11 protein-coding genes, 3 tRNA genes and 2 rRNA genes are annotated in these 12,100 nt (G+C 47.0%); 13 read left to right on the top strand and 3 right to left on the bottom strand.

Features of this window, described 5'->3' with window-relative positions; all coding sequences use genetic code 11:
- The first annotated feature begins 117 nt into the window (after positions 1 to 117).
- Genes AND4_RS15655 through AND4_RS15640 form a run of 4 tightly spaced genes read left to right on the top strand, consistent with a single transcriptional unit; the run spans position 118 to position 3,368 of the window.
- Positions 118 to 1,200: a LysM peptidoglycan-binding domain-containing protein gene (locus AND4_RS15655; protein WP_009843945.1), complete on the top strand. Its 1,083-nt coding sequence runs from the start codon at positions 118 to 120 to the stop codon at positions 1,198 to 1,200.
- The gene (dprA, locus tag AND4_RS15650) at positions 1,184 to 2,293 is read left to right on the top strand and encodes a DNA-processing protein DprA (RefSeq protein WP_009843944.1); all 1,110 of its coding nucleotides are present in this window, start codon (positions 1,184 to 1,186) and stop codon (positions 2,291 to 2,293) included. The genes AND4_RS15655 and dprA overlap by 17 nt, the downstream gene beginning before the upstream one ends.
- Positions 2,294 to 2,295: 2 nt before the next feature.
- The gene (locus AND4_RS15645) at positions 2,296 to 2,775 is read left to right on the top strand and encodes a DUF494 family protein (RefSeq protein WP_009843943.1); all 480 of its coding nucleotides are present in this window, start codon (positions 2,296 to 2,298) and stop codon (positions 2,773 to 2,775) included.
- Positions 2,776 to 2,798: 23 nt separating this feature from the next.
- On the top strand, positions 2,799 to 3,368 hold the full coding sequence (locus AND4_RS15640; RefSeq protein WP_009843942.1) for a topoisomerase DNA-binding C4 zinc finger domain-containing protein: 570 nt from the start codon (positions 2,799 to 2,801) through the stop codon (positions 3,366 to 3,368).
- A 64-nt stretch (positions 3,369 to 3,432) separates the two neighbouring features.
- On the opposite strand, the gene AND4_RS15635 is transcribed toward AND4_RS15640, so the two are convergent.
- Together AND4_RS15635 and purE are read right to left on the bottom strand one after the other, a co-directional pair.
- The gene (locus tag AND4_RS15635) at positions 3,433 to 4,566 is read right to left on the bottom strand and encodes a 5-(carboxyamino)imidazole ribonucleotide synthase (protein WP_009843941.1); all 1,134 of its coding nucleotides are present in this window, start codon (positions 4,564 to 4,566) and stop codon (positions 3,433 to 3,435) included.
- A gap of 4 nt (positions 4,567 to 4,570) precedes the next feature.
- Complete coding sequence (gene purE, locus AND4_RS15630; protein ID WP_009843940.1) at positions 4,571 to 5,056, bottom strand: 5-(carboxyamino)imidazole ribonucleotide mutase; 486 nt, start codon at positions 5,054 to 5,056, stop codon at positions 4,571 to 4,573.
- A gap of 190 nt (positions 5,057 to 5,246) precedes the next feature.
- Here purE and AND4_RS15625 point away from each other — a divergent pair, with 190 nt between their 5' ends.
- The 4 genes from AND4_RS15625 (at position 5,247) to AND4_RS15610 (ending at position 7,975) form a co-directional block, all read left to right on the top strand.
- Entirely contained in the window at positions 5,247 to 5,804 is a 558-nt protein-coding gene (locus AND4_RS15625; RefSeq protein WP_009843939.1) for an L-threonylcarbamoyladenylate synthase, read from the top strand.
- 53 nt (positions 5,805 to 5,857) lie between these two features.
- Positions 5,858 to 6,775 carry an oxygen-dependent coproporphyrinogen oxidase gene (gene hemF / locus AND4_RS15620; RefSeq protein WP_009843938.1) on the top strand — a complete coding sequence of 306 codons (918 nt, stop codon included), beginning with the start codon at positions 5,858 to 5,860 and terminating at the stop codon, positions 6,773 to 6,775.
- Positions 6,776 to 6,874: 99 nt separating this feature from the next.
- Positions 6,875 to 7,708: a shikimate dehydrogenase gene (gene aroE / locus AND4_RS15615; protein ID WP_009843937.1), complete on the top strand. Its 834-nt coding sequence runs from the start codon at positions 6,875 to 6,877 to the stop codon at positions 7,706 to 7,708.
- Between the two features lie 3 nt (positions 7,709 to 7,711).
- Positions 7,712 to 7,975 carry a DUF1488 domain-containing protein gene (locus tag AND4_RS15610; RefSeq protein WP_009843936.1) on the top strand — a complete coding sequence of 88 codons (264 nt, stop codon included), beginning with the start codon at positions 7,712 to 7,714 and terminating at the stop codon, positions 7,973 to 7,975.
- Here AND4_RS15610 and AND4_RS15605 read toward each other — a convergent pair.
- Positions 7,972 to 8,541, bottom strand: a complete 570-nt coding sequence (locus tag AND4_RS15605; RefSeq protein WP_009843935.1) for a gamma carbonic anhydrase family protein — start codon at positions 8,539 to 8,541, stop codon at positions 7,972 to 7,974. The two genes, AND4_RS15610 and AND4_RS15605, sit on opposite strands and share 4 nt — an antisense overlap.
- A gap of 554 nt (positions 8,542 to 9,095) precedes the next feature.
- On the opposite strand from AND4_RS15605, the gene AND4_RS15600 reads away from it, so the two are divergent.
- The 5 genes from AND4_RS15600 to AND4_RS15580 form a co-directional block, all read left to right on the top strand.
- Positions 9,096 to 10,647: ribosomal RNA gene (locus AND4_RS15600) — 16S ribosomal RNA — on the top strand.
- Between the two features lie 162 nt (positions 10,648 to 10,809).
- Positions 10,810 to 10,885, top strand: a tRNA-Glu gene (locus tag AND4_RS15595).
- 2 nt (positions 10,886 to 10,887) lie between these two features.
- Positions 10,888 to 10,963: transfer RNA gene (locus tag AND4_RS15590), tRNA-Lys, on the top strand.
- 67 nt (positions 10,964 to 11,030) lie between these two features.
- Positions 11,031 to 11,106: transfer RNA gene (locus AND4_RS15585), tRNA-Val, on the top strand.
- Between the two features lie 401 nt (positions 11,107 to 11,507).
- Positions 11,508 to 12,100: ribosomal RNA gene (locus AND4_RS15580) — 23S ribosomal RNA — on the top strand; the annotation flags it as partial.

Genomic DNA, 12,100 nt, shown 5'->3' with positions numbered 1-12,100 from the left:
GTGCCGTAACAGCACAAACCTAGTTGGCTCAATTCTAGACATTTTATGACCTAAATGACAGCATCCTGATACCAATTTCCATTCTGGTTACTGCCCAACAGACCAAGGACGAGGTTCATGAATCGAGTTTTTCGCAGTGCGTTGTGGTTACTTTTTTCTTGTTGTGCCATAGCAAATACGGATTCCCAACCACCCAAAGTCAAAGATGGCGCCCCCCAAACGTATAGTGTGGTCAAGGGTGACACACTTTGGGATATTTCGGCGATGTATCTGCATAACCCATGGCTTTGGCCTCGTTTATGGCAGGTAAATCCAATAATTGAGAATCCACATCTGATTTATCCCGGTGACAAGTTGTCGTTGATTTGGAGCAGTGGTCAGCCAGTGTTAAGTGTAAAGCCAGTCAAAACGCTCAGCCCCAAAACTCGCATTATCAATCGCCAAGCTCTGCCGACTGTTGCACGAGAGTTGGTGATGCCATATCTGAATTCTGATCGCTTAGTCGATGATAAGACACTAGATAATGCTGCCAAAGTGGTGGGCAGCAGCAAAGGGAACAAATTCCTCACCGCACAAGACACGCTGTACATCAGTGGTGAGCAAACTTCGCTTGGGTGGGCAATCTACCGACCTGTGGAGACCTTTTCGCGTGATGATATAGCGCAACAAGTCACGGCATTGCGTTTGATTGCTCACGGGGAGCTTGTGGAGGTATCCAGTGAGTTTTCTGGTTTGAAGATCACCTCGCAGCGGCAAGAGATTATCCGCAATGATATTGCTTTGCCGATGCCAGCGTCAGGTAGTGGTGATTTCAGCGCGACTTTCTACCCTATGCCGTCACCACATGGCTCTTCTGCCAAGCTATTGGGGAATATTGAAGGTATTCGCTATAGCTCAATTAACCAGGTGGTGGTGATCGACAAAGGCACAACGGATGATCTGCGCCAAGGGAGTGTGTTTGATTTAAAAGAAGAGGCGCACCCAGTATTTAAGCATGGTGACGTTTTTTTCACAGAGAATGGCGCGCATAATGCCAAGCTCACTTTACCGCAAAGCAAAGTGGGTGAATTGCTTGTTATTCGTCCTTATGAATACTTTAGTCTTGCGCTGATCACTAGCAGCGTTAAACCAATCAATGAAGAGGTATTTGTGGTTTCCCCTTTGACCGAGAAGCCTACCACTTATGATAGTACACAATGAAACTGATCTCGCGGCTTGGCTAAAGCTGAGTTGCTTGCCGGGTATTGGCGGGGTCAAGCTGAATAAGCTTCTGAGTCAAGATACGCCGAGCAACATAGTCCAATACTCGACGGAGCAGCTTCAACTTTTAGGCTTTAGCCCGAAACAGCTACAAGCATGGTCTAAGGTCGATAAACAAGTCGATAATTGCCTTCATTGGGCTGCTGCGTCTGCTCACCATCATATCCTTACTTTGGCTGACGTTTTGTATCCGCCACTCTTGAAACAAACCGTCGCACCGCCTCCTTTGTTATTTGTAAAGGGAGATGTGAGTTGTTTATCTCAACCACAAATTGCTATGGTTGGCAGCCGTAATGCCAGTGTTGATGGGTTACAACATGCGAGAAACTTCGCGTCTGACTTGGTACAACACGATCTAATTGTCACCAGTGGCTTGGCATTGGGTATTGATGGTCATGCCCACGATGGCGCACTTTTGGCCGGCGGGAAGACAGTGGCTGTGCTTGGTTCGGGATTAGAACAAGTATATCCTGCCAGGCACCGAGGTTTGGCGCAGCGAGTGATAGAAAATGGTGCGTTAGTCTCTGAATTTCGTCCTGATGCAAAACCGCGCGCAGAACATTTCCCACGGCGCAATCGAATCATTAGTGGTTTGTCGTTGGGTGTTTTGGTGGTGGAGGCGGCTGAAAAAAGTGGCTCATTGATTACGGCGCGTTATGCTTTAGAACAAGGCCGTGAAGTTTTCGCCCTGCCAGCTTCGATTAACGCACCTAACGCCAGTGGTGGTAATCAATTGATTCAGAACGGAGCTTGTCTCGTACAACATGCTCAGGAGGTGTTAAATGAAATACAGTCTTTGCTCGACTGGTCTATAAATCAGAGCTTAGATTTATTTTCTACGTCAATTAATGAAGATGAATTGCCATTTCCTCAGCTGTTAGCTAACGTAGGAAATGAGGCTACACCAGTTGATATTCTTGCTAGCAGGACCAATATACCTGTCCAAGAAGTCATGATGCAGCTCTTAGAGCTTGAGCTTTCAGGGCATGTTGTTGCAGTATCCGGTGGCTATATTAGAAAGGGGAGGGGCTAGCTATGATGATGGATATACTTATGTATCTATTCGAAACCTACATCCATAGCGATGCAGAGTTACAGGTCGAACAAGACGAGTTGGAAGAAGAGTTGCAGCGCGCAGGCTTCCATCAAGAAGACATCTACAAAGCCCTTGTCTGGTTAGAAGAGTTGGCGGCATTGCAACAAAGCGATGAACATTCCGCTATTTCAACCTGCATAGCATCGGCATCGACACGTATCTATACTGCGCCAGAGATGCAGAGATTAGACATCGAATCTCGTGGTTTTCTGCTGTTTTTAGAGCAAGTCAATGTTCTAACGACAGAAACGCGTGAGATGGTTATTGATCGTGTAATGGGGCTCGAAACAGATGAGTTTGAGCTTGAGGACCTTAAATGGATTATCCTTATGGTGCTGTTTAATGTTCCAGGCAACGAAAACGCCTATACGCTGATGGAAGAGCTGCTATACACCAAGGAACAAGGTATTCTCCATTGATATCTTTTGTTTGAGCGGTGACTATGAGCACTAAAATCGATCACAACCTTTTCTCAGCACATGAGCACGCGCTTGAACGCGAACCTTGTCCGAAATGCGGTGGGAAAGTTTCTTTGAAGCATGGCAAACATGGCCCTTTTTTAGGTTGTAGCCAGTACCCAAGTTGCGATTACATAAAGTCGCTACACAGCAATGATGGTCACATCGTCAAAGAGTTGGGGGTGCCTTGCCCTGATTGTGGTAAGGAGTTGGTACTTCGCCAAGGACGCTACGGTATGTTCGTTGGCTGTAGCGATTACCCCGCTTGTCATCATATCGAGTCGATTAACCAACCTGACGCACAGCCGCAAACGAAAGAACAACACGCGTGCCCCGAGTGTGGTAGAGGGCATTTGGTTGAACGTAAGACCCGCTTTGGCAAGACATTCTACGCGTGTGATAACTATCCCAAATGTAAGTTTGCGGTAAATCTGCCGCCTGTAAAAGGCCGTTGTAGGGAATGTGGTTTTACCTTACTGGTAGAAAAGAAGCTCGCCAGTGGGATTAAGCTGCAATGTGCGAGCCGAAAGTGCCAGCATACACAAACTCAGTAAGCTTAATTGCAAATTAAAAAGGGTCGCATCGTGCGACCCTTTTGCTGCTTGTTCAGGTTGTTTTTTATGCTGACCGCTGCTTGACGAATTCATGCACCGCTGGGAAAGCCTGTTCATCCAAAACGTCTGCCAATGCACAAAGTTTGCGATTAAGTTCGCCAGTGTAGTCACCACATACGTTGATGTGGCCCATCTTGCGACCCGCACGTTTTTCTTTGCCGTACCAATGAATGTGGCAGCCATCCATCGCTAGTAGTGCTTCTGGCAGTGTGTCTTCACCAAGAATATTAATCATCGAGGTTTCACGAATCAGCTTAGTGCTACCCAAAGGCATACCGCATACTGCGCGCAGGTGGTTCTCGAACTGACAAGTTTCAGCACCTTGTTGAGTCCAATGACCAGAGTTGTGCACGCGTGGCGCGATTTCATTAACCAGTAAAGTGCCGTCAACGTCGAAAAACTCCAGAGCCAGCACGCCAACGTAGTTCAAACGGTTGGCAACAGCTGTGAACATCTGTTTCGCTTGCTCTTGCTGTCTTGGGGCATCAATCGCAGTAGAAAGGCTAAGTACGCCATTGGTGTGGACGTTTTCCGCCAAAGGGTATACCTCAATACTGCCATCTTTACCGCGAGCACCAACCAGTGAGACTTCGCGGTTAAAAGGGACAAATTCCTCAGCAACAATCGCTTGAGTCGCGGTAGCCGCGATGCACTCTGCCATTTCGGTCCAAATGTCTTCGACTTGAGAAGCTTCTTTCAAGCGCCACTGGCCTTTACCATCGTAACCACCCAGTGCACTTTTCAAAACCATGGGTAGGCCGACGTGTTCAATGGCGCGGTCAAAGTCTTCACGAGTTTCAATGACATAATATTTCGCGTTGCGCACGTTGGCTTCATCGAGCAGTGTCTTTTCAATACGACGATCGCCACCTGCCTTGATGGCTTGCGTGCTTGGTAGGAACTTACCGCTCGCGCCACACACATCAAGCACGTCATGCGGGATATGTTCGAATTCAGCAGTAATGACGTCGACGTGTTCAATCGCATTTTCTAAGCCGCTACTCAGCACCTGTTGAGTCAGTGGGTGTACAACATTACCGCTGGCCACATCGTAGGCTGAAATTTGAATATTCAGTGGCGCACCAGCCAAAGACATCATACGCGCCAATTGGCCCGAACCAAGAACCAGTACATGCATCTGATTAATCCTCTGCAGGGTTTGGATTAGCTAATACGGTTTCCGTTTGCTCACTGCGGAAGGCTTCGACTTTTGCCATGATGGCTTCATCGTGTATTCCAAGTATTTGAGCGGCCAGAATACCTGCGTTTGCTGCGCCTGCCTCACCAATCGCCAAGGTACCTACGGCAATCCCCTTTGGCATTTGTACGATAGAGAGTAGTGAGTCCATGCCTTTTAGTGCACGGGACTGAACGGGAACGCCAAGCACAGGAATGCTAGTAAATGCTGCCGCCATACCAGGCAGATGAGCTGCACCGCCCGCGCCTGCGATGATGACTTTAATACCACGCTCTTTCGCGCTGGTTGCGTAATCAGCCAATAATTGAGGAGTACGGTGAGCTGAGACCACCTTTGTTTCATAGGACACGCCAAATTGATCCAGCATGTCTGCTGCTAGTTTCATGGTTGGCCAATCTGATTTAGAACCCATGATGATACCGACTTTCATCTCAAACTCCTTCAAGCTGCAAAATTAGGTGAGCTGATAAATTTGTGCGCATTATACGAGGATTTTTCTCCCAAGCAAACGTTTGCGTTGGTTGTTAATACATTTTAGAAACAAATTGCTTTAGTCTCCGAGAGTGAATATTTGTACACTTAGTACCAATGCAACAAATGATACTATCAGGAAGTCGTCAGTGGGTAACTTTGAAAAGGTGCTAGAGGCACTACAAAACGGGGAAGTGATTGCCTACCCAACAGAAGGGGTGTTTGGTGTGGGTTGTGACCCAGATAACCCAGCAGCAATTCAAAAACTGCTGGCACTAAAACAGCGTCCAGTAGAGAAGGGCTTAATCCTTATTGCTGCAAGCTACGAGCAGCTTATGCCTTATATTGATGAATCTCAGTTGACCCAAGAGCAGTTAGATAAAGTTCATGCAACCTGGCCCGGGCCATTCACGTGGGTCATGCCAGCAAGTGACAAAGTTTCTCACTGGGTGTCTGGGCAATTTGATTCAATCGCTGTGCGTGTCACCGATCATCCTCTCGTACAAAAAATGTGTCATGCGTTTGGAAAGCCGCTAACCTCAACCAGCGCAAACCTTACTGGACAACCTCCTTGCATGACGACGGAAGAGGTCGAACAGCAATTGGGTGACCAGCTGGTGGCTGTCTTACGTGGTGAGACGAGTGGTCGTGACAAACCCAGTGAAATACGTGATGCTAAAACCTCGCAAATATTGAGACAGGGCTAACCCTGCCAGTCAGCTATCACCAGGTAATAATCATACAAATAGGTAATAACCGTATGTCAGCAATCGATAAGCATGCCGTAAAGCAGTTCCTGATGTCGCTTCAGGATTCCATTTGTCAGCAGTTAGAACATGAAGATGGGCAGGCCGTCTTTGTCGAAGATGCATGGCAACGTGAAAAAGGAGAGCGCCTTGGTGGTGGTGGCCGCACTCGCGTTTTAAGTGATGGGCATATCTTTGAGCAAGGAGGAGTAAATTTCTCTCATGTTGAAGGTAATGAGATGCCAGCGTCTGCGACGGCGCACCGCCCTGAGTTGGCAGGTCGTCGTTTTGAGGCGATGGGGGTTTCTTTGGTGATTCACCCCAAAAACCCATATGTACCGACGTCACACGCTAATGTCCGCTTCTTTATTGCTGAGAAAGATGGTGAAGATCCAATCTGGTGGTTTGGTGGTGGTTTTGACCTTACGCCTTTCTACCCATTTGAAGAAGATTGCCAATCATGGCACGACACAGCAAAACAGCTTTGTGCGCCATTTGGTGACGAAGTTTACCCAGAGCACAAAGCGTGGTGTGACAAATACTTCTTCCTTCCACACCGAAATGAAACTCGTGGTGTTGGTGGCCTGTTCTTTGATGACTTAAACCAGTGGGAATTCGACAAGTGTTTTGACTACATCAAAGCGGTTGGTGAAGGTTACTGTCAAGCGTACCTACCGATTGTATCTCGCCGTAAAGATATCGAGTACGGTGATCGCGAGCGTGAATTCCAACTTTACCGTCGTGGTCGCTACGTTGAATTCAATCTAGTCTATGACCGTGGCACGCTATTTGGCTTGCAAAGTGGTGGTCGTACAGAGTCGATCCTTATGTCGATGCCGCCGCTTGCGCGATGGGAGTACAGTTACGAGCCACAGGCCGGTTCTCCGGAAGCTGCTCTCTACGAGCAATACCTAATGCCTCGAGAGTGGTAAGTGCGGATCTCCTTTTGTGTATAAATAGATAGTGATAGGGTCATTGTCATCAGATGACCCTGTTTTTCTCTGTAATGAGTAAGGAATAAAGGTAAGAAAATGACTCTGCAAATTGATCGCTATGCCGTATTTGGTAATCCAATCGGACACAGCAAGTCGCCATTCATTCATACCTTGTTTGCTCGTCAAACCAATCAGCCGTTGGTGTACAGCGCTGAAACTGCCCCTGTAGATGGCTTTTTTGCGGCGGCGAACGCTTTTTTCGCTGACGGTGGGAAAGGATGTAACGTGACGGTGCCTTTTAAAGAAGATGCTTATCGATTTGCCCACCGTCTTACCGAGCGTGCCGAGTTGGCTGGGGCAGTGAATACACTGAAGAAGCTGGATGACGGAGAAATTATTGGTGACAACACAGATGGAGAGGGCTTAGTACAAGACTTACTTCAGCACCAAGTTGTATTGGAAGGGGCGCGAATTCTGGTTATTGGTGCTGGTGGTGCTGCTCGTGGTGTAATTAAACCACTCCTCGATCAAAAGCCTGTTTCTTTAACTATTACTAATCGTACCTTCAGCAAAGCACAACAACTTGCCGACTTGTTTGCCTCACACGGCCCATTAGTCGCTAAAGAGATGACAACAATAGATGAAGCTTATGATGTGATCATTAACTCGACTTCTGCTTCATTAAGCGGTGAGTTACCCGCGATCTCTTCGGCTATCTTTTCCTCTAATAGCACGAGCTACGACATGATGTATGGCAAAGGGTTAACAAGCTTTAACCTGTGGGCGAAAGAACAGGGTGCGGCTCATGCTCATGATGGCCTTGGAATGTTGGTCGGACAGGCGGCGGAAAGCTTTATGTTATGGCGTGGATTACGTCCTGGCGCAAAACAAATACTCAGAGAATTAAGAAAGAATCTTGAAGGTCAATAAGCGATGAATCAATCTATTCTATTCCCAGACATGCAATCATGGGATCAAGTCTCACAGTCTATCAATTTCGCAGCCCAACAGGCTGGTGCATTGATTGAGTGCTACGTAACCAAACAAAAGTTAGAAAAGCTCAGTGGTTCTCAGATCGAAACTGAACAAGCAGCTATTGATGCATTTATTGATTTTCGCTTTGACCTAGAAGAAATCGCAGAAGAGTTAATAGAAGATGAAGCCTTCAATGAGGAAGGCCATATTATCATCGATTAGTTGACGATGTCAGAATGCTCATTGATGGCTTCACCTTCATTGATGTAGTCATTTTTGTTTTGTACATAATTGTCGGCAGACTTTTGTAAGAAAGCTCGCTCTTTGTCTGATAAAGGGCGAGCCTGTCTCACCGGACTTCCTACATACAGATAACCGCTTTCTAATCTCTTCCCGGGTGGAATTAAACTGCCAGCGCCTACCATTACATCAGACTCTATCACCACCTTATCCAAAACTATCGTACCCATACCGACTAATACGCGATCGTGTATCTCGCAGCCATGCAACATCACTTTGTGACCTATGGTGACATCATTGCCTATGATCAGCGGGTGGCCGTTTGGGTTATCTGCATTCTTATGTGTTACATGAAGCACGCTACCATCTTGAATATTGGTACGGTCACCGATATGAATGTGATTTACATCGCCACGAGCTGCGACGAATGGCCAGACACTAGAATCATCACCAATTTGGATATCACCGACTAAGACAGCAGTTGAGTCGACGTAGACACGCTTTCCCAATTGAGGGCGTATACCTTTATAACTTCTAATTGAACTCATCTTTATTCCTTATAAAGCGCTAGTAACGGTGATATTGGGTAAGAAGAGTAGCAAAAACTCACCTTCTAGAATAAAAAACACTCAAACTATCAAAAAATCAAAAAAAACGCTAAAAAGCACTTGCCAATGTGATCGCAATCTCTATAATGCCACCTCGCTGACACGGCAACGCTTCGAAGCTTAAGTTTCTAAAGCAAATCGCCAAATTAGCAAGCCAATTAGCCAAGCGGAAACGCTAGAGTAAAGTTTGAAAAAAGTGATTGACACTAAACTTTAACTCGCTAAAATGGCCGTCCTGTTTGAGCAAAGCTCAACAGGAAAGCTCTTTAACAATATAGACCTATCAATCTGTGTGGGCACTCGTTGATGATAATCCAATTGGAAGCTTAGGCTTCAAATTCGATTTCAATGAACTGAGTGACCAAACGAGTCGAAAGACTTGGCACAGTCAATTCATTATCGTTCTGTTGGAACGATAATAGCTTTAGAATTACTTCTTACTTTCGAGTAAGAATGAGTTTTGAAGTCAGTATTCATTGAGTCACAAAAACTTTAAATTGAAGAGTTTGATCATGGCTCAGATTGAACGCTGGCGGCAGGCCTAACACATGCAAGTCGAGCGGAAACGAGTTATCTGAACCTTCGGGGAACGATAGCGGCGTCGAGCGGCGGACGGGTGAGTAATGCCTAGGAAATTGCCTTGATGTGGGGGATAACCATTGGAAACGATGGCTAATACCGCATAATGCCTTCGGGCCAAAGAGGGGGACCTTCGGGCCTCTCGCGTCAGGATATGCCTAGGTGGGATTAGCTAGTTGGTGAGGTAAAGGCTCACCAAGGCGACGATCCCTAGCTGGTCTGAGAGGATGATCAGCCACACTGGAACTGAGACACGGTCCAGACTCCTACGGGAGGCAGCAGTGGGGAATATTGCACAATGGGCGCAAGCCTGATGCAGCCATGCCGCGTGTGTGAAGAAGGCCTTCGGGTTGTAAAGCACTTTCAGTCGTGAGGAAGGCGGTATAGTTAATAGCTGTATTGTTTGACGTTAGCGACAGAAGAAGCACCGGCTAACTCCGTGCCAGCAGCCGCGGTAATACGGAGGGTGCGAGCGTTAATCGGAATTACTGGGCGTAAAGCGCATGCAGTGGTTTGTTAAGTCAGATGTGAAAGCCCGGGGCTCAACCTCGGAATAGCATTTGAAACTGGCAGACTAGAGTACTGTAGAGGGGGGTAGAATTTCAGGTGTAGCGGTGAAATGCGTAGAGATCTGAAGGAATACCGGTGGCGAAGGCGGCCCCCTGGACAGATACTGACACTCAGATGCGAAAGCGTGGGGAGCAAACAGGATTAGATACCCTGGTAGTCCACGCCGTAAACGATGTCTACTTGGAGGTTGTGGCCTTGAGCCGTGGCTTTCGGAGCTAACGCGTTAAGTAGACCGCCTGGGGAGTACGGTCGCAAGATTAAAACTCAAATGAATTGACGGGGGCCCGCACAAGCGGTGGAGCATGTGGTTTAATTCGATGCAACGCGAAGAACCTTACCTACTCTTGACATCCAGAGAAGCCAGCGGAGACGCAGGTGTGCCTTCGGGAGCTCTGAGACAGGTGCTGCATGGCTGTCGTCAGCTCGTGTTGTGAAATGTTGGGTTAAGTCCCGCAACGAGCGCAACCCTTATCCTTGTTTGCCAGCGAGTAATGTCGGGAACTCCAGGGAGACTGCCGGTGATAAACCGGAGGAAGGTGGGGACGACGTCAAGTCATCATGGCCCTTACGAGTAGGGCTACACACGTGCTACAATGGCGCATACAGAGGGCAGCCAACTTGCGAAAGTGAGCGAATCCCAAAAAGTGCGTCGTAGTCCGGATTGGAGTCTGCAACTCGACTCCATGAAGTCGGAATCGCTAGTAATCGTGGATCAGAATGCCACGGTGAATACGTTCCCGGGCCTTGTACACACCGCCCGTCACACCATGGGAGTGGGCTGCAAAAGAAGTAGGTAGTTTAACCTTCGGGAGGACGCTTACCACTTTGTGGTTCATGACTGGGGTGAAGTCGTAACAAGGTAGCGCTAGGGGAACCTGGCGCTGGATCACCTCCTTATACGAAATGGATAGTTTGTTTTTACTTTAGGGTAAAGGCAGATGAGTCACGATGAGTGTCCACACAGATTGATACGGTTTATAAAGTAAAAGAGATAGAACATCTCCCAAGATGTTCAAACAAGTTTTGCTTCTGCTTTTGATAAAGTAGGACAAACCTAGTGTCCCGTTCGTCTAGAGGCCTAGGACACCGCCCTTTCACGGCGGTAACAGGGGTTCGACTCCCCTACGGGATACCATTGGGTCGTTAGCTCAGTTGGTAGAGCAGTTGACTTTTAATCAATTGGTCGCAGGTTCGAATCCTGCACGACCCACCATTCTTCTCCACGAAGCATGGCTCTTTATTTTCACTCCTTGAGAGTGAAAGCAAAGGGAAACTAATGTGGGCGATTAGCTCAGTTGGGAGAGCACCTGCCTTACAAGCAGGGGGTCACTGGTTCGAGCCCGGTATCGCCCACCATTCTCTAAGTATTTTTGGATAAGAATTCCAAACCACTTCAGTTAAACGTACGTGGTTAGGATCCCTGTCTCTGAAAGCATTTAGAAAATGTACTTCCTTGTGAAGAAACATAGCTCTTTAACAATTTGGAAAGCTGACAAATCAAATTTATTCCTAGTGAATAAGATTTGATTGTAAAGTTCTCAAAGTATTCTTAATTGAATACTCCAACTGTTTGTTTTCATTTTTTTAAAATGAAAGTAAACGAACACATTCAAGTGTTCTTGGGTTTTACTTAATTCTTAACGGATTAAGCAAAACATATTTGAGTCCGGCAAAATCGAATGCTATCTCGCTCATTCAAATAATGAGATAGCGACTTTGGTTGTTTAACAGCAATTCGAAACTTCTTCGGGTTGTATGGTTAAGTGACTAAGCGTACACGGTGGATGCCTTGGCAGTCAGAGGCGATGAAGGACGTATTAACTTGCGATAAGCCCAGATTAGGTAGTAAAAACCGCTTGAGTCTGGGATTTCCGAATGGGGAAACCCACGTGCATAAGCACGTATCGTTATGTGAATACATAGCATAACGAGGCGAACCGGGGGAACTGAAACATCTAAGTACCCCGAGGAAAAGAAATCAACCGAGATTCCGAAAGTAGCGGCGAGCGAAATTGGACTAGCCCTTAAGCTATTTATGCGTCAGGTGAAACTTCTGGAAAGTTGTGCGATACAGGGTGATAGCCCCGTAACCGGCAACGCATTTATAGTGAAATCGAGTAAGGCGGGACACGTGATATCCTGTCTGAATATGGGGGGACCATCCTCCAAGGCTAAATACTACTGACTGACCGATAGTGAACCAGTACCGTGAGGGAAAGGCGAAAAGAACCCCTGTGAGGGGAGTGAAATAGAACCTGAAACCGTGTACGTACAAGCAGTAGGAGCTCACTTGTTGGGTGACTGCGTACCTTTTGTATAATGGGTCAGCGACTTATATTCAGTGGCAAGG

It is taken from the genome of Vibrio sp. AND4 (genome assembly GCF_000171815.1).
GTDB lineage: Bacteria > Pseudomonadota > Gammaproteobacteria > Enterobacterales > Vibrionaceae > Vibrio.
The sequence above is the reverse complement of the archived record's forward strand: the minus strand, read 5'-3'. Positions and strand labels throughout refer to the sequence as shown.